Consider the following 24,732-nt stretch of genomic DNA (forward strand, 5'->3'; position numbering starts at 1 on the left):
GTGAAATAATGGATATTAATGTGAACGTAAAAGATGATGTTCGTATTCGTGCATTTTATTTGTTCTTTATCATTCCAGGTATCCAAATAGGGGTCGGCATTATGGGGTTTCCGACGTACGTGTACAATGAAGCAGCACAAGATTCATGGATATCCATTATTATCGCCTACCTATACATGATGTTCATCGTATACATCATGTTTTTAATATTAAAACAATATAAAAGTGCGGATATCTTAGGTATTCAGGTCGATGTGTTTGGTAAATGGATTGGCAAATTGCTTGGCACCATTTACATGATCTACTTTTTCGTTGGCTTGCTTACCGTATTTGTTACCTATATTGAGGTTGTGCAGATTTTTATTTTCCCTGAAATGAGTTCGTTTGTTATGGGTGGACTGTTACTTATCCTGATGATTTATTGTATTCTAGGTGGTCTGCGAGTCATAGTTGGGGCTGTGTTTCTATTCTTTTTTTTAACGATGTGGTTATTGTTTTTGCTTTATGCTCCTCTCATGAATATAGAATTCGACAATTTTCAACCCTTTTTTGAGGCATCTGTCCCATCGTTACTTCATGGGGCGAAGCAGACAGCATTTACCTTCCTGGGTTTTGAAATTCTCTTTTTTATTTATCCATTTATCCAAAATAAACAGCAGGCCAAACGTCCGGTCTTTTTAGGTTTATCCTATACTGCCGGCATCGTTTTATTGGACATGGTCATTGCGATTGGCTTTTTCAGTCCGGGGCTGCTTACCCAATTGGAATGGGCTGTATTGGACTTGTTTAAAGGGATAAAGCTGCCGTTTATCAATCGTTTCGATTTTATTGCCATTGCGATATGGATGATGGTGACGCTGTCGACAATGCTGTTATTATTATGGGGGATCGTCTATGGGTTGAAACGGTTATATAATATCCCGCAAAAATTCACCGTTTATGCCGTAGCACTTCTACTCTTTATTGCTTGTGGATTTATTACATATCATGCGTATGTGATGCAACTGACGACCGCCTATGCCAGCGTTAGTATCTGGTTAGTCTACGTTTATCCAATTATTCTGCTTCCATTGGTATGGATGAAAAAACGTTGGGGAAAAAAACGAAAAGGTGGAGGAAAAAAATGAATCGAACAGGTTGGGTGGTAATCGCACTACTGATTTTTCTAGCTGGCTGTGTGCCCTCAAAAACAATTGAAGACATGGGAATCATCAATGTACGAGGGGTTGACATGCTGGAAGATGATGCTATTAAGACAACAATCGCAGCGTTCAAATTCAGAACTAAAGAAAATGAAGTTACCCAGATTGTAACCGGGAAGGCACATACGTTAAAACGTGCTCGTCAGGCAGCTAATGAAAAGATCAGTATTGAGCTTACACCCGGATCGATTCAACTGGAATTATACTCTGAAGAAGCCGCCAAGCATGGATTAATGCATTATATTATGGCATTGGAACGTGATGCTCAAGTTTCGGATACGATGTATTTAACGATTGGGGATTCCACTGCAGAAGAAATTATTGTAGCAGCCCAAAAAAACTCTGATATCGATGTTCGACAGTATTTTAATAGTCTAGTCACACAAAATGCCAAGAACAATGCTATTCCAGACCCCACTCTGATTGATTTTGTTAATGAGTACTACAAAATTGGCAGAGATCCATACTTGCCGGTATTATCCGTCAAGGACAAGAGACCTGTACTTTCATCCGTGGCCCTATTCCAAGATGATTATTTTGTTGGAAAGATACCAGTGGATAAGGCCTATTTAATTACTATGTTTCATAAAACGATTCACAAACTGGACATTCAAGTGCCCATTCCGTTAAAAGCCTTTAAAAACGATTTAAAAAGCGGAACCGATCAACATCCGGATAAAAAGTATGCCTATGCCTCTTTACATATACAAAAAGGGAAGGCCAAAACAAAATTGACAGATAAACAAAACATGACGTTTCAAACCGATGTAAAACTGGATTTGGATTTGCTGGAAGTAAGCGAACAAATTAGTATGAAGGATCCAAAAGTAATGAAAAAGTTTGAAAAAGTGGTTGAAAAACAAGTAAAAGATCAATACGAAAGATTATTGGCCTATACCCAACAAGTAGGCGCGGATCCGTTTGGTTACGGTGTCGTTTATCGTATCAATCACAGAGGAAATAAACCTGGGAGCGCTAAATTACATGATATTTATCCAAACATAAATGTCCATTTTAATGTTAAAGCGCGGATTAAACATCATGGAATGCTCCCATAACGGAGGACAGATCCCCTGCCGTACGTCCTAAAGCTTGCATACGACCGGAGATGTCTTCCGCATTGTATTACTTTGGTGGCTGATCGGGATGTGAACCTACACGCATCCCTTCTTCCAGACCATCAATTGCTTGCATATCCTCGTCATCAAGCTAGAAATCGAACACGGTCATATTCTGCCATTGACGTCTGCTATTCGTTGATTTTGGGATCACGATGAAATCATGCTGCAAATGCCATCTGATGATTATTTGCGCCGGAGACCTATTATATTTTTCACCTAGCTTGACAAGCACTGGTTCGTCCAAATATTTTGCCCTGCCAAGCGGTGACCATGCTTCAACAGCAATCCCCTGTTTGCGGCAATAATCCGTCGTCCGCTGTTGTTGATATTTAGGGTGCAATTCTATTTGGTTTACAGCAGGCATAATCTGCTGAGTCGAGGCCAAGGTTTTTAAGTGATGGTCAAGAAAATTACTAACGCCGATCGCCTTTGTCTTCCCATCTTGATATAACTGCTCCAATGCCTTCCAGGTTTCTGGAAATACGTCTGCTACAGGCCAGTGGATGAGATATAAATCAACATCATCCAGCCCAAGCCGGGTTAAACTAGAATCGAACGCTTGTAATGCGCGATCAAAACCATGTGCATCATTCCACACCTTGGTCGTCACGAACAATTCTTCTCTTGGTACGCCGGAATCCTGAATCGCCTTTCCCACCCCTTCTTCATTGCCATAAAAACTCGCAGTATCAATATGCCGATAGCCAATTTCCAAGGCATGTTTCACCGTTTCATATACATCCTCAGCAAGCACCTTATACACACCAAGCCCCAATTGTGGGATGCTTGTTCCATTATTTAATTCCATTTTTGTTTGCATATCCATTGCCGCCTCCCCCTTGATACTTAGTAGCAAAGATATAGTATCCCCAGCAGCATGATTTCAACTCTATCCAAATCATGAAAAATGAACGAGGCTTTTAATTGTCCCTTGCATAATCACTTACATATAATATTTTATGAATCCTTTTAATGCATTTATTGATAATCTCGACAGGTGCTTTATCCTTTATTTTTAAATTTCTTGCTCTCCAATCAAGACTACGCACTTGATCAGATAAAATAACTCCACTGATTAATAAATCATCAGGTAACCCAATTTCAAAAGGATATCCCTTTTTTCGACTGGTTATCGGGCAGACAATAGCAAATTTTTGAGCCTCGTTAAACTTTTTAGGAGATAAAACAATTGCCGGTCGATGCCCCGCCTGCTCGTGACCTATTTGTGGACTAAAATTCAGATAGACTAAATCACCCCTTTTAGGTATTTTCATTACCATACTTCACCGCCCTCTGGTTTACCAAAGTCGATTTCGTCATGTTGATTATCTTCTGTGATCATGGAGAGCAGTTCTTCTAATGATGGATCGTCATCAATAGGCTTTAGTAAAATACCATCTTTGCTATCAACCACTTCCAATTGGGTCCCGTTCACTAACCCATGTTTATTTGCTATTCTTTTAGGTATATTAACTCCAATACTGTTTCCCCATTTTCTTGCTGTGGTCGTCATAGAAAGCACCCCTTTTTCATTATTTGCCATCATTATACCATCCTTTCATCTTATTCGTATATATTAATATAATCCAAAATTGGGAAAATGATACCTATTTTCGGACATTTTATTAATACCCATTTTTCTTCGGTCGCTAAGCCTCTTACCAACGTTTGTGACAATTTTTTAAACATCCATAAAAATTCTTTTTCCAGTAAAACAATATTTCCTTGCTAAATCAGGATGAAATTGCTACCATATAATAGTTCACTAATTAAACTATTCAATGGTTGAACCTTTTTTTAATGAAGGGGGTGTTCATATTTTTATGAAATTAAAAGAACTCGTTGAACGTTACCAAGGAGCAATGAACACCATTTATCGCGGTGTCAATGGAATATTGAAGGAAAAAATTCACTCTGATATTACTTCCGATCAATTCTCCACCCTGCAATACATTCAAAATCACGAAAACTGTACATCAACCGAAATTGCCCACGCATTCGGGATTGGAAAAAGTGCAGTAACGGCCCAAATTAATCGCTTATTCGATAAGCAATTGATCGAACGAAAACGCGATGATAAAGACCGGCGTAATGTGTACTTGTATGTAACAGCAAAGGGTATGGAACTGGTAGCTTTCACAGAGCAGGAATTGTACAGTGTACTTGGCAAACAGCTGGCACACTTTGATGAGGAAGAAATACAACGGGTCATCCGTTCATTAGAGAAACTCGCACAAATCATGGAAAAAGATAGAAAAGGGTAAGAAGTTCTCAACACGTTTAGGGCTTTTGAACATCCTTTTTGAAGGGAGAGTATTATGAAACAAATTATTAATTTCCGCTGGCTCATTGCTGTTTTATGGATTGCTGTTGCCGCTTGTTTGTTTATCTTTGCCCCGAACCTGCAGGATCTGGTTCAGGAAAAGGGACAAATAACGGTTCCTGACGGCTATTCCTCCCAAGAAGCTCAAGCTTTAATAGAGGATATGTCATCCAACGAAGACAGTAATACGGAAAGTTCCGTACTGGTTTTTCATAACGACGATGGCCTGGATAAAGCAGATAAACAAGAGATCGACAAGGCCATCGATGAGCTGGAGACAAATAAAGCAAAACTTGGTATTTCCGATATTCTTGATTTCACGGAAAATGATGACGTTGCCGATCAAACCGTTGCAGACGATGGCAAGACGATCATGGTTCCTTTTGAATTATCGTTAAAGGATCAGGAAATTAAAGACGCGCGAGACAAGATTACTGACACGGTAAAGAATATCAAGGTGGACCATTACCTGACTGGCGAAGAGCTAATTCAGCAAGATATTCTTGACAACTCAGAAGATGGATTGCAAAAGACGGAATTTATTACCGTTGGACTCATCCTGATTATTTTATTCGTCGTCTTTAAATCATTTGTAGCACCATTTATTCCGCTATTGACAGTTGGTATCAGTTACCTTGCCGCACAAGGGGTTGTATCCATACTTGCGGATACGGTTAATTTCCCACTGTCGACCTTTACACAAATTTTCATGGTAGCGGTCATGTTTGGGATTGGAACTGATTACTGTATTTTATTGATCAGCCGATTTAAAGAAGAAATTGCCCAGCATGATTCCATCAAGGATGCCGTTTATACCACATATAAATCCGGTGGAAAAACGATTTTCTTTGCTGGCCTTGCTGTATTAATCGGCTTTTCAACCATTGGCTTATCAACGTTTTCCCTTTATCAATCAGCGGTTGCTGTTGCAGTAGGGGTAGCGGTCGTGCTGATTGCGTTAATTACACTGGTACCGTTTTTCCTTGTACTATTTGGTAAAAAACTTTTCTGGCCATTTGACAAAAATGTCGCCCACAAGGAAAGCAGGATCTGGGGTACTGCCGGTGCATTTGCCTGGACACGGCCCGTGATTGCACTTGTCATCGTGGCGGTAATCACTATCCCATTTTTAATCATGTTTCATGGGGATAAATCGTATAATTCACTTGATGAAATTGGTGATAGTTATGATTCGGTCAAAGGTTTCAACTTGATTGCCGATAGTTTTGGACCTGGCCAGACCATGCCAACGAGTGTCGTATTTAAACTTGACAAACCAATTAAATCCGTTGATGATTACCAAGCGATCGAGGACATGTCACAGGAGCTTGCGCAATTAGACGGGGTCGATCAAGTCCGCAGTGCAACCCGGCCCGCTGGTGATATTATCGATGACTTCAAGGTAAACAATCAAACTGAAATGCTAGGGGATGGTATCGGTAAAAGTACGGACGGGATTAAAAAAATCCAAGATGGACTAACAGATGCCGCGTCACAATTGAAAGATTCTTCCCCAGAGCTGGATGATGCCAAAGATGGGGTCAATCAATTGATGAAAGGTACCAATGATGCAAATACCGGAATTGGCGATATCAAGGATGCCCTAACCCAAATTCAACAAGGAATCGAATCCGGTTCTGCGGGTGCTGGTGAAATAAAATCTAACCTGCAAACGATTAAGGATAACCTGGATCAGACGATTGCCGGCAACCGTAAGCTGCTGGATGGCTATCAAAAATTCGCCGATGGGTTTGGCGATTTTGGCGGTGGTACGGACGGTGATCCGTCAGAAGGTATCGGTGAACTGAAAAATGCCTTGCAAGGTTCATTGGATCAATTAAATGCACTGCAACAATCCGATCTAAACGAACAACAACAAGGACAGCTCAGTGCTGCCATTCAATATACCGATAGAGCCTTGAAAGGAATTGACCAGCTTCAGGACAAACTTGGCGAATTACAAGGCATTCAATCCGAAATTCAATCGGTAAAAGAACAATTAAATCAATTAAATCAAGGATTCGCTGATTCAATTAACGGCCAGGAAAAACTATCCGCTGGTATTGGTGAGTTAATTTCCGGTATTGATCAATTGCAGGACGGCTTAGACCAAGCAGCAGGCGGTCAAGGGGAAGTTGTTTCGAACATTCCAAGCTTACAGGATGGGTTGTCACAAATCTACGGTGGACAAAAAGAATTAAAAACCGCATTTGCCGATATGCAGGATCAACTAGGTGAGCTTTCCGATGGATTGAATGACAGTTCTGACGGATTGAAGAAGGTTAACAATGGACTATCAACCGTACAGGATCATTTAAACGATTTTGATGCAGACAGCGGAAAACCGATTGTCGTTATTCCTGAAGAAGCCTTGGATGAAGATGACTTCATGGATGCTGCCGAAACCTATCTTTCGGATGATAAGCGCATTGTTAAATTCGATGTTGTCTTATCCCACAATCCATATTCAACCGAGGCTATCAATATGGTTGACAAGATTAAGGATACAGCCGATCAAGCAAAGAACGACACAATTTTTGCGAATAGCGATCCTAAACTTGGTGGAATCAGCAGTACAAACAATGATTTACAAAATATTTCTGATGCAGACTATTCGCGTACCGTATTCTTAATGATCGCTGGAATCTTTATCGTCCTGGTTATTCTGTTACGATCCTTAATTATGCCATTGTATTTAATTGGCTCATTGGTCTTAACCTACTTTACATCAATGGGTGTGGCCGAATTGATCTTCAAAAACCTATTAGGATATGATGGACTGACATGGGCCATTCCATTCTTTGCCTTTGTAATGCTAATGGCACTAGGAATTGACTATAGTATTTTCCTAATGGATCGATTCAATGAGTATAAGAATGGTGATATTAAAACAGCGTTATTAACTGCCATGAAAAACATGGGTACGGTTATCATCTCCGCTGCAGTTATTTTGGGTGGAACATTTGGAGCTATGCTGCCATCCGGCGTTATGTCGCTTTTGCAAATTGCAACGGTTGTATTAACAGGCTTGTTCCTGTACGCCTTTGTGATGCTTCCATTATTTGTTCCCGTTATGGTGCGGATTTTTGGTAAAGCAAACTGGTGGCCGTTTCGGAGGAAGAAGAACGAGGAGTAAAAGCAAGCAGGTGCGAGTTTCTCGCTCCTGCTTTTCTATTAAAAAATATTTGCTAAATCAACACGAAAACCTTCTAACAATCTAGATGTAATTTCCCCTATCTCGGTTTTCATGTCATGCTGTTCATACATGCCCTTATCATTAAGCGCATAAACCATAGTCGTATCCAGCATCGGATTCACAATCCAATATTCTTTGACACTATAATTCATATAAAGGTTGAGCTTGGTTTTCAAATCATGCGATTGGTTGGAAGGACTCAGAATTTCAACAATCAGGCTTGGAGCACCAACATATCTGGCTTCGGTAAATCCTTGTTTTTCACAAATAATACTGATATCCGGGATGAAAATCTTCGTCCCTTCCATGTTGTCGGCTTGCAATTCGATATCGTATGGTGCTGGAAATACCTCGCAATCTTTTCCTTTAAGAAAGGTACCGAATTCAAGCTGCAAATCACTTGAAATCCGTTGATGTTTCGTTGATGGGGATGGTGACATATAAAGTGAAACTTCATTCAGTGGGGGTTTTCGACGAACAGGACGTTCTAGTGCAGGCGTCGCCACAGGACGTGGCGTTCTTAGCCTGCCCTTTCTCCCCCACTGAATGTTAGTTGAACAGAATCGGACCTTTACGGACAGTTGACCCCCACTTATCTATTTTAGTTCCGCTTCAAAATCTTGAAGTGGGGGTCTTACTGCCCGTTAAGGCGGGATAAACAAGTCCATCAATGTACTCCAATAATGCGTCGTCCTTTTCGCGAATTTGCCAGTATCCATCCACTGATACTGCATCAGTACGATATAAATACATCGCCTATTCCCCCATTAGATTTTGTTCAATCACTTGCCTGTCTGCTTAATAATCTCAATTACCCGGTCTTTTGCCTGTTCACTTTGATATTTTTTCATATAGTCGATCATGATTGGCGCTTGTTCTTTTAAACGGAGCAGTTGCGCGACTAAATTATCCACCGTAATCTTTTCTTCTTCCATCACCCGGGCATATTTCTTCTCATGGAATGAGTTTGCATTAACAATCTGATCCCCTCTGCTTGCCTGTCTTGACAATGGAATCAACAACATCGGTTTTTGTAATGCCAAGAATTCAAAGATCGCATTCGAACCTGCACGCGATAACACGAAATCGGTAGCTGCAAACAAATCCTTTAATTCCTCATTAACATAGTCAAATTGTTTATACCCTTCCCGATTGATGCTGGAATCCACTTTGCCATTTCCACAAATATGGACAATTTGAAATACTGGCAACAGATCATCCAAACCCTCACGAACTGTATTGTTGATTTTTTCTGAGCCACCGCTTCCGCCCATGATTAGCAGGACAGGTTTTTTAGTGGTAAAGCCGCATAATTCCAAACCGGTTTGTTTCTTTCCTTGAAATAATTCATCCCGAACGACAGCCCCGACATATTCTGCTTTCTTTTCCGGTAGGAATTTCATCGTTTCCGGAAAGGTTGCTAATACCTTATTGGCAAAAGGAATTGCCAATTTGTTTGCCAGTCCCGGCGTGAAATCTGATTCATGAATTACTGCCGGAGTCCTGCGCATTTTAGCTGCCATTATAACTGGAACAGATACAAAGCCACCTTTGGAGAAAATAATAGATGGTTTTTGCTTACCGATAATTCGCCATGCCTGCATTGTTCCTTTTAACACTTTAAATGGATCTTTCATATTTTCCTTAGAGATATAACGACGGAGTTTTCCTGTAGAAATTGGATAGTAGGTAACACCGTCTAACTGCTCTATTAAGGTACGTTCAATCCCATCTCTCGAACCGATATAATCTATGTCCCATCCTTCTTCCTGGAATACAGGAATCAAAGCCAGATTCACAATGACATGTCCGGCAGTTCCCCCGCCAGTAAAAAGGATTCGCTTCTTTTTCATAAAATGTCTTCCTTTCCTGCATTAAAACGGTATAATTGCTGTTGTGATACTTGTTTAAAATAGTCACCAATGCTCTCATAGCCATTCATGGGTCGATGTTTCCTTGACTTCGGTTGATGCTCACGTGCTTGGGTCGATGTTTCCTCGACTTCGGTTGATGCTCACGTGCTTGGGTCGATGTTTCCTCGATTACGGTTGATGCTCACCTGCTTGGGTCGATGTTTCCTCGACTTCGGTTGATGCTCACGTGCTTGGGTCGATGTTTCCTCGATTACGGTTGATGCTCACCTGCTTGGGTCGATGTTTCCTTGATTTCGGTTGATGCTCACGTGCTTGGGTCGATGTTTGCCTGTTTTCGGTTGATGTTCACCTGCTTGGGTCGATGTTTCCTCGACTTCGGTTGATGCTCACGTGCTTGGGTCGATGTTTCCTCGATTACGGTTGATGCTCACCTGCTTGGGTCGATGTTTCCTCGATTACGGTTGATGCTCACCTGCTTGGGTCGATGTTTCCTTGATTTCAGTTGATGCTCACGTGATTGGGTCGATGTTTCCTCGACTTCGGTTGATGCTCACCTGCTTGGGTCGATGTTTCCTCGACTTCGGTTGATGCTCACCTGCTTGGGTCGATGTTTCCTCGACTTCGGTTGATGCTCACCTGCTTGGGTCGATGTTTCCTCGACTTCGGTTGATGCTCACCTGCTTGGGTCGATGTTTCCTCGACTTCGGTTGATGCTCACGTGCTTGGGTCGATGTTTCCTTGATTTCGGTTGATGTTCACGTGCTTGGGTCGATGTTTCCTTGATTTCGGTTGATGTTCACGTGCTTGGGTCGATGTTTCCTCGACTTCGGTTGATGTTCACGTGCTTGGGTCGATGTTTCCTTGACTTCGGTTGATGCTCACGTGCTTGGGTCGATGTTTCCTTGACTTCGGTTGATGTTCCCATTCCCGATTCCATGTTTACATTATTAAGTTAAATAAACTAAGATGTCATAAGCCATTTCTATCCTACTGGAAAATGAATAAAAAAGGAAGAAGAATATGCACGAAACAACAACATTAAAAGAGAAAATAAAGCTTTTTAGCCTGATCGTCATACCTATTCTGATTACCCAAGTCAGTATGTACCTTATGAATTTCTTTGACACCGTCATGTCTGGACGAGCTGGTGCAACGGATTTAGCAGGTGTGGCCATTGGTTCCAGTCTTTGGGTTCCGATTTTCACTGGAATCAATGGGATCTTGCTTGCGATCACCCCTATTATAGCGCACTTAACCGGGGCTAGGAAAGATCATGCTATTCCCCAAAAAGTCCAACAAGGGATCTATCTGGCAATCGCGCTCGCATTAGTTATTGCAGCAGCCGGTGCATTGTTGCTTCACCCAGTTCTGCAGATGATGGATTTGGAGTCGGAAGTCCGGCATACCGCTAAGTTTTATCTCATTTTTCTTGTAACCGGGATTATTCCGTTGTTTATTTTTAACACATTGCGCTGTTTTATTGATGCGCTGGGCCAAACACGAATATCTATGCTCATAATTCTAACATCCCTACCATTGAATGTTTTGTTTAACTATCTGTTTATCTTTGGAAAATTGGGGCTGCCAGCGTTTGGCGGAATTGGTGCCGGGATTGCAACAGCGATTACGTATTGGATGGTGTGCGGCATTGCCATTGTGGTCATTTATAAGGTAAAGCCGTTTCGCCAGTACAGCATTTTTTCCAACTGGGTGAAGCCATCGATAAAAGCGTGGTGGGAACAATTAAAAATCGGGATTCCCATTGGCTTCTCCATCTTTTTTGAAACGAGCATTTTTTCTGCAATAACATTATTAATGAGTGTCTATAGCACGTTTACAATCGCGGCACATCAGGCTGCAATGAATTTTGCTTCATTATTATATATGCTACCGTTAAGTGTTGGCATGGCATTAACGATTGCGGTTGGCTTTGAGGCTGGTGCAAAGCGATTTGCCGATGCACGAGCATATGGATATATCGGAATTAGCAGTGGGTTAATTATTGCAGTTTTTGCCGGGATTGTCTTGTATGTATTTAACGGAACTGTTGCTGCAATTTATAATACTAATCCAGATGTTATTGAGCTGACCAAACATTTCATCATCTACGCGATCTTTTATCAGTTGGCTGATGCAGTTGGTGCTCCCATTCAAGGTGCATTACGCGGCTACAAGGATGTTAACGTCACCCTTATTCTGTCACTTATTTCCTACTGGGTTGTGGGACTGCCAAGCGGCTGGCTTCTGGCAAATTTCACTCCGCTTGAACCATTTGGCTATTGGGTGGGAATTATTATTGGGCTAAGCTTTGGTGCTTGCTGTCTGTTAGCAAGATTTTTCTATTTACAAAAAAAGCTGCAAAAAGTCAAAGTCGTTCAAGAAACATAAAAGTTTGCGGTTGCCGCGGGAACGCTCCGGACAGTTAAGTTAGCGAACGAAAGAGTTTTTTGTCATTCGGTCATTCAAATGAGGGTTGAGTTGCCAAACGAAGTTGTATATCGTCATGCGGCAAGGCAAACGGCTGTTGGATGACCGAATGATCGTTCTTCTTTCGTGTGCAATGTTTCCGTTACATCCCAGCTATTTTTCAGTTTTATCCCGCCTTAACGGGGAGTAAGCCCCCATTTCAAGGCTTTGAGGTGAAACGAAAAAACAAGCCGCTTCTGCACGATACAGGTCACAAAGGCGTTGCAAACTCAGACATTACGATCTTAGCCTTTGTTCTCCTGTCCCAGTGAGGGAGAAAGAGATCCCTCCACTGAATGAAGTTTCACTTTATTCATGGATTTCATATTTGTAAACAAGCGGCTGGACAATAAAAATACAAAAGATGATCCAGGCAAACATTATCATCCATGAATATGAAAATGTATTTGGCAAGGCGATGATTGGCACAATACATAGTACAGAAAAAACGACCTTGGAAGAACCTGTTGGACGTAGCCGCTTGTTGCAATTGGGACAGAAAACCTTATGGAAGCTTTTTTGTTTGATAAACATAGAAAACGGGATATCTTTCCCACATCCATTACAATGTTTAGACAGCACAGCGAATACACCTCATACCCTTTTTCTTCCATTATACCATATCGCCGTCTCCATATTTTTAAAATATTCGCTAGCGAAAAAAAGCGGAAACCGATCACTGACCGGTTTCCACTTTTTTATAGAAATAATCCAGCAATCGTTGCGGAAAGTATCGATGCCAGTGTTGCCCCAATCAACAATTTCATCCCAAATCCGGAAACTTGTACAGCCTTTTTTTGATCAATCGCCTGTACCGTTCCCGCAATAATGCCAATCGATGAAAAGTTAGCAAAGCTGGTCAAGAAAACGGACACAATCCCCACCGTTTTCTGCGACATATCACCAAGCATGGATTGGAAGTCAAGCATAGCAACAAATTCATTGGTAACAATTTTCGTCCCCATTACACCACCGGCTTGAATAACCTCACTAGGAGCAATCCCCATTAACATGCCAATTGGTGACAGAACATACCCGAGTATATCCTGCAATGTCACACCGGCGAAAATGAGTTGAATCAGCCAGTTAACGAGGGCAAGCGAAGCAATAAACGCGATTAGCATGGCAGCTACGATTAAGGCTATCTTCCCCCCATCAAGCGCCCCATTTCCCATCGCTTCGAAAATACTGCGATCCTTGGAAACATCCTTTACATCGACATGATCTTCCTCTTTGGGTACATGTACCGGAGCAATCACCGATGCAATCATAACAGCACTAAACATGTTTAGTGGCAATGCAACCAATACATATTGTGGCGGCAGAATTTGTATATAGGAACCAACAATTGATGCCGAAACGGAACCCATTGCTGAAGCACTGACAATATACAACCGATTCTTCTCCAATTGATGGAACTGGGTTTTGATAGCCAGCAACGCTTCAGATTGACCAAAAAAGATACTGTTTACCGCATTAAATGACTCCACCTTTGGCAATCCCGTTATCTTAGACAATAAACCGCCAATGTATTTAATGATCTGCGGCAAAATTTTCAAATAGGTCAGAACGGATAAAAGTGTGGAAAAAAAGATAATCAATAAGAGTACATTAAAGAAAAACACGCCGCTCTCCTCTAATTGAAATCCGCCAACAACGAAACTTATTCCTTCCTGACCAAACTCAATTAATTTATCGAACCCAGCCGAAATACCGTTGATGATTTTTTTTCCGATCTCCGTCGAAAACATAAACCAGGTAATTATGATTTGCGCTATCAACATAACGACAATTCCCCGATAGTTTATATTTTTCCTGTCATTCGACATTAAATAAGCTACCCCAAGAACAACAACAATTGCTATAAGTCCTAAAATAATATCCACAAATAAGCCCTCCTGGAGACATACAGGGCAGATTCCTGTGTCCCACTAATAATAAATACTTTCCATAACGAATCAGCAGGCTGCCTTTTTCGTCTGCCTATAGTTATTTACTATCCCATATATTTTATTCGTATTGGGGCCAGACGCAATGAGGGTTCACGATTCATTGTTATACCTGTTTTAATCTTCAAGTGGATTCCACACTTAAAACACTATCATGAAGTACTAAAAAGTTAGCACGACACTTTTCTGCAGGATTTTTTGTTAAAATCAGTTCTTCCATCAAAGGAAGATCAGTCATTTAGTGTGCGGGAAAAAAGATCATTTGCAGGATGAAGATGATACCGAAAACGTAAAGAATCCAATGCACATCTTTTCCTTTCCCGCTTACTAATTTTAATAATGGATAGGTAATAAACCCGATCGAAATTCCCGTTGCAATACTGGAGGTTAACGGCATCGTTAAAATAATGGAAAATGCAGGAAATGCCTCATCAAATGTTTTCCAATTAATCCGCGCTAACCCCTCCATCATAAAGCAACCAACAATAATTAAGACAGGAGCGGTGATAGCTGCTACATTGGCAATCGAACTAATAATCGGCGTGAAAAAAATCGATAAAGCAAACAGAACAGCAACAACCACCGATGTTAATCCGGTTCTTCCTCCTGCTGCTACTCCTGAAGTCGACTCAACATACGCGGTCGAAGGACTTGTACCAAACATCGAGCCAATGGTCGTTGCACTTGCATCTGCCATCAAGGCTGCCTTTGCCCGCGGAAGTTTGCCATTTTTCATAAATCCTGCCTGTTCCGCTACCCCAATTAACGTTCCCGTTGTATCGAATATCGTTACAAGTAAAAAAGCAAAAACAATGGTGTATAATCCATTACTGAACACACCCGCAATATCCATATCAAAGAACACCGGTGTTGGAGGTGCAGATACCACCCCATTAAACGTTAACTGCCCGGTGAAATAACCAATAATACCAGTTGCAACCATCCCGATAAACAGCGCTCCACGCACATTCCAAGTCATCAGGATTAACATGATAAATAATCCTGCTATTGCTAATAAGGTTCCAGGTGCGTGTAAATCACCAAATCCAACCAGGTTCGCCTCATTGGCAACCACAATTCCAGATGATCGCAACCCTAAAAAAGCGATAAACAAACCAATCCCTGACGTGATGCCAAACTTTAGTGAAGCTGGAATTGCCTCAATTAACGTTTCACGTAACGTTGTAAAACTTAAAATGATGAAGACAATACCTGCTAGAAATACCGTCCCGAATATTACCTGGTAGGAGAAGCCTTGTGTAGCAACCACGCTGGCAAAATAAGCATTCATCCCCATTCCGGGTGCAATTGCAATCGGATAATTCGCAAATAATGCCATGCATAATGTCCCCGCGACAGCTGAAATAACTGTAGCCATAAATACGTGATCAAACGGAACTCCTGCCGCTGAAAGAATCGCGGGGTTGACAATGATAATATAGACCATGGTAAGAAAGGTCGTCACACCACCCATTACTTCGGTTTGGATGTTAGTATTGTTTTGTTTAAGTTTGAATAAATTTTCCAACGATTTCACCCTCATTAACGAATAATATCAATCAACACCTAATATAATATTCGTTTTTAGAAAGAAATGCAATAAAGTGAAACTTCATTCAGTGGGGGGGTTTCCTTTCTTTTCCCTTTCTCCCCCACTGAAACAGGAGAACAAAGGCTAAGAACGCAACGTCCTGTTGCAACGCCTTTGTGACCTGCGTCGTGCAGGCCCGAACAGAATTGGACCTTTACGGACAGTTGACCCCCACTTATCTTTTTTTGTTCCGCTTCAAAATCTTGAAGTGGGGGTCTTACTGCCCGTTAAGGTGGGATAAATTCATTTGAAAATGACTGAAATGAATTTTAATACCTTTCTATGGGCTGAAATTTATATTTTCGTCTAGGTTAAATTTCACATTTGACCCATGTGAAATCATTTAAAATGAAAAATTACTGAAATGACTAATTCTGCATACATGCTATAATGTAGATAACATAAATCAAAAAAGGAGGTCGTATGTATAAATGAAGATATGAAAGTAATTTTAACGGAAATCAACAAATTAAACAGCAGATTTGATTCACAGGAAGAACGATTCGATTATCAAGGGGAAAAGTTGGACGCCCTTGGAAAACAATTTGGCGCTTAAGGAGAAAAATTGGACTTGATGGGTAATAAGCTAAGTTCTCAAGAAGATAAACTCAGCTCCGTAGAAACAAAGCTTGGGTCACTCGAAACCACAAAGAAAAGCGGGTTTAAAAATCTTCAAGACGAAATGGCGATGAATCATTCACTCCTCAAAACAAATCATGGAATGGAAATGAATCTTCTTAGACGAGTTCATCGCGATGTAAAATACACAAAAGAGCAGGTTGGTACGAATACGAAATGAAATCAGATATGGATACGCTAAAAGAAACCGTAACTGACATGCAATCTGATATAAAATTACTTAAGAAAGTAACCACAAAATAACGATAGAACAAAACCACAACAATATTTAATTTTCCTATATATAATGCCCCGCTTTGATCCTCATCAAAACGGGGCATTCCATATTTATATTAACCTTCTAACAATAAATCATATGGATCTTCCAACATCTGTTTAATACGAACGAGGAATTGTACAGCCTCTGCTCCATCAACAACACGGTGATCATAAGACAGGGCAATATACATCATTGGGCGTACTTCGATCGAATCGTCTGGCATCGCGATTGGTCGTTTAATAATGTTATGCATTCCTAAGATTCCAACCTGTGGTGCGTTCAAGATCGGTGTCGACATCATTGATCCGAATGTACCGCCATTCGTAATTGTGAATGTGCCGCCTTGAAGATCTTTCAATGACAGTTCTTTATTTTTCGCTTTCACACCAAGATCCCCAATTGCACGCTCAACACCGGCGAAATCCATACGATCTGCATCACGAACAACCGGTACAACCAATCCTTCTTCTGTTGATACCGCAACTCCGATATCGTAAAATTTCTTCAACACCAGTTCATTGCCTTGAATTTCAGCGTTAATTTCAGGGAACTCTTTTAATGCGCCAACAACCGCTTTAGTAAAGAATGACATGAAGCCAAGTTTTACATCATGTTTTTTAATAAAGTTTTCTTTTCGTTTACTGCGCAAATTCATCACTGCTGTCATGTCAACCTCATTAAATGTTGTTAACATAGCAGTTTCATGCTGCACTGCCACAAGGTTCTTAGCAATTGTTTGGCGTCGTCTCGATAATTTGATTCGATCTACAGGCTTATCAAACTCCGTCTTTTCAGATTGCTTTGGTGTGTCACTTTTAGCAGCCTTTTGCTGTTGCTGTTTAGATTCATTTCCACCTTTAGCAGCTGCTTCCACATCCTCAGGACGCACGCGGCCTAATGGGTCACGTGTGCTTACCTGGCTCAAGTCAATATTTAATTCGCGGGCTCGTTTTCTTGCTGCAGGTGATGCAATCACGTCTTGATTGGTTTCATCTGCTTGTTGCTGGTCCTGCTTTGGTGCTTCTTGTTTCGGTGCCTCTTGTTTTGTTTCTTCCTGTTTTGGCTGATCATCCGTTTTTGTTTCTTCTTTTGCCGAAGACGTATCACCGGATGCTTCCCCATTTTCGTCCACCTTGGCAATCACATCGCCAACTTCGACATCATCACCTTCATTAGCTACAATTTCGACAAGTACCCCAGCAGAATCGGCATTCACTTCGACGTTTACTTTGTCTGTTTCCAGTTCAACAACCGGGTCACCTTTTTCAATTTTGTCACCTTTTTTTACTAACCATTCAGCGATCGTACCTTCTGTAATAGACTCAGCCAATTCCGGAATTTTAATCTCTTTCACGGGTATCTCCTCCTTGTGATTCGCTTATTGCTGCTTGGATGATTTGATTTTGTTCTGTTTTATGCACATTTGGTTCCCCAACTGCCGGTGCCGAACGATCAGGACGGCCAATATACCGGATATCAATGCCTTCTTTTACCAATTCTTTTAAATATTCAACTACAATAACCCAGGCGCCCATGTTTTTCGGTTCTTCCTGGACCCAAACAACTTCTTGGAGGTTTGGTAATTGTTCCAGTTCTTTCTGCAATTCCTTTTTAGGGAATGGATAGATTTGTTCCAGTCGTAATACGCGTAGCCAGTCAAAAGCGCTTTCCGACTTCTCAATTGCTTCCTCAATGTCAACCATGACTTTTCCGCTGCCAATCAGTAAGCGTTTGGCATTTTTCTTGCTCACTTTTAAATTCGGCTGTGACTTAAGCACTTGGAATTTTCCCTCCGTAAATTCCTTTGCTTCTGACGCAACACGCTGATTCCGTAACAAGCTCTTTGGTGTCATCAAAATCAATGGCCGCGCTTCCTCACGTCCACGCATGGCTGCTTGACGACGCATTAAATGGAAAAATTGTGCTGACGATGTCACGTTTGCCACGATGATATTATTTTCTGCAGCTAATTGCAGATAGCGTTCCAACCGTGCACTGGAATGTTCCGGTCCCTGGCCTTCATAACCATGCGGCAAAAGTACAACCATGTTTGATTTCTCGCCCCATTTCGCACGAGAAGCAGAAATAAATTGGTCAAAAATTACCTGTGCAGCATTCGCGAAGTCGCCAAATTGCGCTTCCCATAATACCAACGTGTTTGGTGATTGAACACTATAGCCATACTCAAAACCTAACACTCCAGCCTCTGAAAGGGGGCTATTGTGAATATCAAATGATGCTTTAGCCTCTTCCAAACCATGCATGAGGCAGTAAGAATCCTGTTTTTCGACATCATGCAATACAACATGACGATGCGCAAATGTTCCGCGTTCCGAGTCTTGGCCGGTTAACCGAATTGGAATGCCATCCGCTAAAATGGATGCATAGGCTAATGCTTCCCCGGCGCCCCAGTCCGCTTTGTTCCCTTCTTCAAGGGCATTTTCACGGCGTTTTAAAATCTTCTCCAATTTTTTAAAGCCGGTAAAACCTTCAGGACGATTTAATAATCCTTTATTCAAGGCCTTCAGCTGATCAAGTGGTACTGCTGTTTCGAAGCGGTCAATACCATTTTTTAGTGCTTTCGGCATGCTTCTTGCTTCCGCTTCCCCACTCTCATTTTCTTTCATGCTTTCATAGATATCCCGTAAATGACTTTCCACTTTCTCTTTCATTTGTTTCAAGGTATCTTCTGTAATAACATTCTCATTTTGCAGCACATTAGCAAATACATTCGCAACCGTTGGGTGATTATCAATATCCTGATAAAGCTGCGGCTGTGTCGTTCTTGGCTCATCCATTTCATTATGACCATAACGACGGTAACCAACCAGATCAATTAAAAAGTCTTTACGGAATGTTTTCCGATATTCATAAGCAAAGTTCATTGCCGAAACACACGCTATCGGATCATCCGCATTGACATGAATAATCGGAATCTCAAATCCCTTTGCTAAATCACTAGCATAACGGGTAGAACGCCCGTCTTTTTGATCAGTCGTATATCCAACAAGGTTGTTCGTAATTAAATGCAGCGTTCCCCCAGTTCGATAACCTGGTAATCCGCTCAAGTTCAATGATTCCGCTACAACACCTTCTCCAATAAAAGCAGCATCCCCATGAATGAGTACACTAAATGCTTTATCCAGGTCTTGTGCTGGATAGCCTCTTTCCTTTCGGCTATCTTGTGCTGCTCTAGTAAAGCCTTGCACAACTGGGTTTACGAATTCCAAATGGGATGGATTATGCGCCAGCGTAATTTGGGTGGACTCATCTTCTTTATCCTTTACTTCCGTTGTTGCCCCAAAATGATACTTCACATCACCGGTCCAGCCATAATTGATTCCCCTTGAACCTTCAGATGGAATTAATTCTTTGTCTGGCGAATGATGAAACTCGGAAAATATTTTGTCATATGGTTTACCTAATATATGGGATAGAACGCTCAGTCGTCCGCGGTGAGCCATGCCCATCATGATATGATCAATTTTCTCATCAGTCGCATGTTTAACAACCTGATCAAGCATAGGAATCATGACTTCTAAACCTTCAACAGAAAAACGCTTTTGCCCAACAAACGTTTTTTGCAGAAATTCCTCAAAACCCTCTACATGGGCAAGCCGCTCCAGTAATTGTTTCTTTTCTTCATCAGAAAATGATAATGATAGGTTTCCCGATTCAATACGTTCCAACAGCCATTTTCGTTCGTCATCATTATTTACATGATCATATTCAAACGTGATGGTTCCGGAATAATATTTCTTTAACTGCTTGACAACATCTAGCCCGTTTTCAATATTTCCTGATGCATCTTCCCATAACCAGGAAGCAGGAATACTTTGCAAATCATCCTCGGTTAATCCATATGACTTTGGATCAACAAGGTCCGACTTACGGTTTTTCTCACGCCCAACTGGATAAATATCAGCCTCCAGATGACCATAACGGCGAATAGCCTCCACAAGTTTCATTGCCGAGGTTAGTTTCTTCACATCGTCTATGGAAGTTGCAGGGCTTGCTGATGTTTGTACGGCACCGTTTGTCTGGTGCTGCCAGTTGGGGGCCCCATGTTGATCAAACAATTCCTTTAAAGACGGATCAATTGCTTGTGGATCCTCTTTATATAACTCATATTGTTCTTCAATATACCCCAAGTTAGGACCATAAAATTCTCCCCAGAATCCTTGATGAGATTCTTCATTTTGTGCCACGTTATATACCCCCATTAGTATTAACTGTTCCGTTCGACAACGGTATTTTCAAACTCCGTATCCATTATAGAACTGTCGAATGACTTCATCAACTAATATACCCTATTTTAAGTGGATAAACAATCACATAGCGTTACGTTTGTCGGAGGTTATGGAATTCATAAAATAGTGAATATATATTAAAGTAAATTAACTTATTAACTGACTTATTTTTATTTAATTTTGAGGCCGTTTACATCTTTTCCAGTTCACATTCAGATAGTTTTTCGGTATAATGGGGGTATACTAATGATTGTCATGTTTTACATACCGCTTTAAAGGAGGCAACACACATGAAGTTAGCATTATTAATGGGTGTTATTGTTACATTTATGGTATCCGTCTTTACTTCCGGGTATGAAGCAAAGCCAGGGAAGCCTAGAAAACAGTAGCCTGTAAATAGGAAAAAGCTGCTCCACATAAAATGGGGGCAGCTTTTTCCATGTATGTGGAAATGCTGAAATGAAAACAGCTTCTCTAGGATAACCCATGAAATCCTTGTTGTCTCAATGCCTCATAAACAATGATGGCAGCTGTATTCGATAAATTCAGCGAGCGGACTTGATCCGACATATGAATCCGTAAACACTTATCCTCTTTTCCGGCCAGCAAATTTTTGGGTATGCCGTTTGTTTCCCTGCCAAACACAAAAAACAACTCTTTCATCGGATCACTATAGTCATAGTCCGTATAATATTTTGTCCCGAAATTCTCAATATAGTAAAAGTCGCCATTCGGGTACGTGGCATACAAAGAATCGATAGAATCATACTCGCGGACATCAACATTTTTCCAGTAATCCAGTCCAGCTCGGCGAACCATTTTATCATCGGTAGAGAATCCAAGCGGACGGATCAAATGTAATATTGCATTGGTTGCCAAACATGTTCTGGCAATGTTCCCGGTATTTGCCGGAATTTCTGGTTGATACAAAACAACATGTAAGCTCACAATTATTCTTCTCCTTATTCACATCAAAGGCTAAAAGCGCCTGTTAAGCGGTATCGACTGGGCGCTGGAGCCGGGCGAGGCATTGCCTTGACTTTTTAGCATACGAAAAATAGTATACCACTACTCACCAATATGGAAAAACTTATAGGCCATATTTGGTGTATAAGCCGTTGAATCTTCATACGACCAGTAACGATTTCGGGAATTGTCGGTATGAGCATTGACCAGCGGCATCCCATATGCATCTTTGGCCACCACGATGGTACTATGATCCCATCTGCCGTCCCCTTCAAAATCATAACAAATCACGTCACCAGGAATTAATTCTTCTGCCGTACCCACTTCCTTTCCGGTTAACCCTTTTGTTGACCCGCTTAGATACCAGCGAAAGGAGTGGGCTACTGACCAGCTGTAGCTCCAGTTATTATTCTGGTACCACCAGCCTGTGCCACGATTTGGCGCACCACGCATCGGAGCTCCCCCAGCATAAAGGCATTGCGAAATATAGTTCGTACAATCGACACGAAACCTTTGATAGGCAGGATTATAATCATTCCACCATCGTTCGGCATATTTCACTGCGGCAAGCCGGTCGTACGTAAAGCGATATTCTGCGGCATCACGCGCTTCCAACAGCTCAGCGGAATTCGATTCGGCTGATTCAGCAGGCTTAGATTCCAGCTTGATATGTTCAATGGATTGATCAGGAAGCATTCGGAATTGCAGCGGGATAACTTGTTCCTCACGATACAAGTAATCCTTTTGCTTCATTAAAAAGGACACATGTAACAGATAATGAAAGATCGATTCCCGGTCATACCGTAACTCCTGAAATACATGGCCATCGCCCTGTATCCGGCTAATTTCCACACCACGCTCCTGGCATAATGCTTTTTTTCGTTCCCACCACGCTTCGTGACTGGCATCGGATTGAAAGACATCCTGCCACCAATTTGCTAACCGCTCCATAAAAATCCCCTCCGCTATATGTATATGGAGGGTGGCCTTGTCTAACGCATGATTTTTTCAACCCGCGCCATTTTCCTTACCACGCTTATGAATCCGCTCATGCTCCAGTAAATATTCCTTTTTATCCAGTCCCCCATTATAGCCGACCATTTTCCCGTTTGCCCCGATCACACGGTGACACGGAACCAGAATTGAAAATGGGTTTTTATTCACCGCGCCGCCAACCGCACGAACAGCTTTGGGGTTGCCAATTTCTTCAGCGATATCCTTATACGTCCTTGTTTCCCCATACGGAATTGTTTCATACAAAGCACGCCAGACCCGTTTTTGAAAAGGTGTACCATGAAAGGTAAAATCGATCGAAAAATCGCTGCTCTCGTTGTCAAAATAATCCTGAAGTTGCTGCTTCACATATTTCACTTTTTCCGGCTTATTTACAAATACCGAATGGGCGAAATAACGTGTAGCCCACTTTGTCAACTGCGCTTGCAAATCGTGCATTGTTCCATAATCAATCCGAATGACTTTTTTCCCGTCACTGATGATTAACAGCGGTCCTACCGGTGATTCCATGACATCGTAGAAAAGTGCCTCGTTCATTTTCCCCACTCCCTTACAAGCTATAAAACTGGGCTATTCATGTTCAATCCTTTTTCCATTTCAAATAACACCTGATCGTCTGCTTCTATCGTCCGGGCTTCCCTCAAAGCAGTGATTGCTGCTACGGTCCCTATTTTTCCAAGGGTCCAAGCTGCTGTTCCACGAATAACTGGGCGTGGATCATCGTTCATCACCGCAATCAAATCGTCCACAGCTGTTTCATCTTTGAAATGAGCAAGTGCTATCATTGCATTACGCTGGATTGGTTTTTTTCCGCGCCAAGATCCGGACATATGGCCAAACGTTTCTTTAAACTCCCGGTTGGACATGCGTAACATCGGTTTCAGCTTCGGCTTGGCAGCTTCCGGTTCGGGCTCTGTCTCTGGATGCAGATGAAAATCCATTTTTTTATTTTTGGGACAGACTTGCTGGCAGGTGTCACAGCCATATACCCGGTTACCAAGCTCCACACGAAATTCATCAGCCAAGAACCCTTTTGTTTGGGTTAAAAAGGATAAACAGCGCTGGGCGTTTAACTGTCCACCCTGCACCAAGGCCCCTGTCGGACAAGCATCAAGACATTTACGACAATCTCCGCAGCTATCTTCTACTGGTGAATCTGGGGTAAAAGGAATATTTGTGATTAATTCGCCAAGGTAAACAAACGACCCAAATTCAGGGGTAATAATGGAACAGTTCTTTCCGCTGAAGCCGATACCAGCCCGCTCCGCAACCGCTCGATCGGATAATTCCCCCGTATCAACCATTATTTTTGTCTGCGCATGGGGGACTTGTTCCGCGATAAATGTGGCCAATTTTTCTAACCGTTCTCTGAGAATGACATGGTAATCCATCCCCCAAGATGCCCGGCAAAAAATTCCCCGGCGATCCTGTTTGGTTCCTTTTGGCGCGTTCCTAATCCGGGAAGGGTACGCAACGGCAATCGAGAGAATTGATTGTGCTTCGGGTAATAATCGATTTGGTTCTGTCCGTTCCTCGATCGACCCTTTTTCAAATCCCGACTGATAGCTTAGTGCTTGTTGCTGCTTAAGCCGTTCTTTTAATTCACCGAACACGTCGGCAGCAGCAAAGCCAATTTTATCAATGCCTATATCTTTGCTGTACGCGATAATTTCCTGTTTTAATTGTTGCACATCCATTTCATTCACTTCCTCTAAAGTTGGGCAAAGTAAGTTTGCCATGTGATCGGGGATGCAGGATATCCGATCGGGAATTCACATGAACGATCGATACGGGATAGTGGAATCGGCTGAGACTGCTGAAAAAGTGAAATAGATTCGTTTTAAAAACCTCTGCACCTATTACACATTTCGAACTTGCTGTC

The 24,732-nt window shown here is 41.7% G+C and carries 20 protein-coding genes; 6 read left to right on the plus strand and 14 right to left on the minus strand.

The window, feature by feature from the left end; genetic code table 11:
- Positions 1 to 8 precede the first annotated feature (8 nt).
- Together WMZ97_RS10790 and WMZ97_RS10795 are read left to right on the plus strand one after the other, a co-directional pair.
- A complete protein-coding gene (locus tag WMZ97_RS10790; protein ID WP_343272093.1) occupies positions 9 to 1,127 on the plus strand; it encodes a GerAB/ArcD/ProY family transporter in 1,119 nt (372 codons plus the stop codon).
- The gene (locus tag WMZ97_RS10795) at positions 1,124 to 2,260 is read left to right on the plus strand and encodes a Ger(x)C family spore germination protein (protein ID WP_343272094.1); all 1,137 of its coding nucleotides are present in this window, start codon (positions 1,124 to 1,126) and stop codon (positions 2,258 to 2,260) included. Before WMZ97_RS10790 ends, WMZ97_RS10795 begins: the two co-directional genes overlap by 4 nt.
- Before the next feature lie 151 nt (positions 2,261 to 2,411).
- On the opposite strand, the gene WMZ97_RS10800 is transcribed toward WMZ97_RS10795, so the two are convergent.
- The 3 genes from WMZ97_RS10800 to WMZ97_RS10810 form a co-directional block, all read right to left on the minus strand.
- Positions 2,412 to 3,149, minus strand: coding sequence for an aldo/keto reductase (locus WMZ97_RS10800; RefSeq protein ID WP_343272095.1), 738 nt, complete (start codon positions 3,147 to 3,149; stop codon positions 2,412 to 2,414).
- 94 nt (positions 3,150 to 3,243) lie between these two features.
- Positions 3,244 to 3,597, minus strand: coding sequence for a type II toxin-antitoxin system PemK/MazF family toxin (locus WMZ97_RS10805; protein WP_343272208.1), 354 nt, complete (start codon positions 3,595 to 3,597; stop codon positions 3,244 to 3,246).
- On the minus strand, positions 3,597 to 3,869 hold the full coding sequence (locus tag WMZ97_RS10810; RefSeq protein WP_343272096.1) for an AbrB/MazE/SpoVT family DNA-binding domain-containing protein: 273 nt from the start codon (positions 3,867 to 3,869) through the stop codon (positions 3,597 to 3,599). The genes WMZ97_RS10805 and WMZ97_RS10810 overlap by 1 nt, the downstream gene beginning before the upstream one ends.
- 277 nt (positions 3,870 to 4,146) lie before the next feature.
- On the opposite strand from WMZ97_RS10810, the gene WMZ97_RS10815 reads away from it, so the two are divergent.
- Positions 4,147 to 4,587 carry a MarR family winged helix-turn-helix transcriptional regulator gene (locus WMZ97_RS10815; RefSeq protein WP_343272097.1) on the plus strand — a complete coding sequence of 147 codons (441 nt, stop codon included), beginning with the start codon at positions 4,147 to 4,149 and terminating at the stop codon, positions 4,585 to 4,587.
- A 54-nt stretch (positions 4,588 to 4,641) separates the two neighbouring features.
- Positions 4,642 to 7,782, plus strand: a complete 3,141-nt coding sequence (locus WMZ97_RS10820) for an MMPL family transporter (protein WP_343272098.1) — start codon at positions 4,642 to 4,644, stop codon at positions 7,780 to 7,782.
- A 38-nt stretch (positions 7,783 to 7,820) separates the two neighbouring features.
- Here the strand turns inward: WMZ97_RS10820 and WMZ97_RS10825 are convergent, their stop codons facing one another.
- From WMZ97_RS10825 to WMZ97_RS10835, 3 genes are all read right to left on the minus strand, one after another.
- Complete coding sequence (locus tag WMZ97_RS10825) at positions 7,821 to 8,282, minus strand: Uma2 family endonuclease (RefSeq protein WP_343272099.1); 462 nt, start codon at positions 8,280 to 8,282, stop codon at positions 7,821 to 7,823.
- 172 nt (positions 8,283 to 8,454) lie between these two features.
- A complete protein-coding gene (locus tag WMZ97_RS10830) occupies positions 8,455 to 8,595 on the minus strand; it encodes a hypothetical protein (protein ID WP_343272100.1) in 141 nt (46 codons plus the stop codon).
- Positions 8,596 to 8,624: 29 nt separating this feature from the next.
- Positions 8,625 to 9,695 carry an undecaprenyldiphospho-muramoylpentapeptide beta-N-acetylglucosaminyltransferase gene (locus WMZ97_RS10835; protein WP_343272101.1) on the minus strand — a complete coding sequence of 357 codons (1,071 nt, stop codon included), beginning with the start codon at positions 9,693 to 9,695 and terminating at the stop codon, positions 8,625 to 8,627.
- Between the two features lie 1,041 nt (positions 9,696 to 10,736).
- Between WMZ97_RS10835 and WMZ97_RS10840 the strand changes: the two genes are divergently transcribed.
- Positions 10,737 to 12,104 carry an MATE family efflux transporter gene (locus WMZ97_RS10840; protein ID WP_343272102.1) on the plus strand — a complete coding sequence of 456 codons (1,368 nt, stop codon included), beginning with the start codon at positions 10,737 to 10,739 and terminating at the stop codon, positions 12,102 to 12,104.
- A 776-nt stretch (positions 12,105 to 12,880) separates the two neighbouring features.
- On the opposite strand, the gene WMZ97_RS10845 is transcribed toward WMZ97_RS10840, so the two are convergent.
- Complete coding sequence (locus WMZ97_RS10845) at positions 12,881 to 14,068, minus strand: NupC/NupG family nucleoside CNT transporter (RefSeq protein WP_343272103.1); 1,188 nt, start codon at positions 14,066 to 14,068, stop codon at positions 12,881 to 12,883.
- A 301-nt stretch (positions 14,069 to 14,369) separates the two neighbouring features.
- Positions 14,370 to 15,659, minus strand: coding sequence for an NCS2 family permease (locus tag WMZ97_RS10850; protein WP_405027682.1), 1,290 nt, complete (start codon positions 15,657 to 15,659; stop codon positions 14,370 to 14,372).
- Between the two features lie 637 nt (positions 15,660 to 16,296).
- On the opposite strand from WMZ97_RS10850, the gene WMZ97_RS10855 reads away from it, so the two are divergent.
- A complete protein-coding gene (locus WMZ97_RS10855; RefSeq protein WP_343272105.1) occupies positions 16,297 to 16,521 on the plus strand; it encodes a hypothetical protein in 225 nt (74 codons plus the stop codon).
- Between the two features lie 172 nt (positions 16,522 to 16,693).
- Here the strand turns inward: WMZ97_RS10855 and odhB are convergent, their stop codons facing one another.
- The 6 genes from odhB to queG form a co-directional block, all read right to left on the minus strand.
- Positions 16,694 to 17,974 carry a 2-oxoglutarate dehydrogenase complex dihydrolipoyllysine-residue succinyltransferase gene (gene odhB / locus WMZ97_RS10860; RefSeq protein ID WP_343272106.1) on the minus strand — a complete coding sequence of 427 codons (1,281 nt, stop codon included), beginning with the start codon at positions 17,972 to 17,974 and terminating at the stop codon, positions 16,694 to 16,696.
- Positions 17,961 to 20,828 carry a 2-oxoglutarate dehydrogenase E1 component gene (locus tag WMZ97_RS10865; RefSeq protein WP_343272107.1) on the minus strand — a complete coding sequence of 956 codons (2,868 nt, stop codon included), beginning with the start codon at positions 20,826 to 20,828 and terminating at the stop codon, positions 17,961 to 17,963. The genes odhB and WMZ97_RS10865 overlap by 14 nt, the downstream gene beginning before the upstream one ends.
- Positions 20,829 to 21,344: 516 nt before the next feature.
- A complete protein-coding gene (gene trmL / locus WMZ97_RS10870; protein ID WP_343272108.1) occupies positions 21,345 to 21,818 on the minus strand; it encodes a tRNA (uridine(34)/cytosine(34)/5-carboxymethylaminomethyluridine(34)-2'-O)-methyltransferase TrmL in 474 nt (157 codons plus the stop codon).
- A 120-nt stretch (positions 21,819 to 21,938) separates the two neighbouring features.
- Positions 21,939 to 22,787, minus strand: a complete 849-nt coding sequence (locus tag WMZ97_RS10875) for an amidase domain-containing protein (RefSeq protein ID WP_343272109.1) — start codon at positions 22,785 to 22,787, stop codon at positions 21,939 to 21,941.
- A 57-nt stretch (positions 22,788 to 22,844) separates the two neighbouring features.
- A complete protein-coding gene (locus WMZ97_RS10880; RefSeq protein WP_343272110.1) occupies positions 22,845 to 23,387 on the minus strand; it encodes a methylated-DNA--[protein]-cysteine S-methyltransferase in 543 nt (180 codons plus the stop codon).
- A gap of 20 nt (positions 23,388 to 23,407) precedes the next feature.
- Positions 23,408 to 24,547 carry a tRNA epoxyqueuosine(34) reductase QueG gene (gene queG / locus WMZ97_RS10885; RefSeq protein ID WP_343272111.1) on the minus strand — a complete coding sequence of 380 codons (1,140 nt, stop codon included), beginning with the start codon at positions 24,545 to 24,547 and terminating at the stop codon, positions 23,408 to 23,410.
- Positions 24,548 to 24,732 lie beyond the last annotated feature (185 nt).

Source organism: Lentibacillus songyuanensis (genome assembly GCF_039548255.1).
Taxonomy (GTDB): domain Bacteria; phylum Bacillota; class Bacilli; order Bacillales; family Amphibacillaceae; genus Lentibacillus_C; species Lentibacillus_C songyuanensis.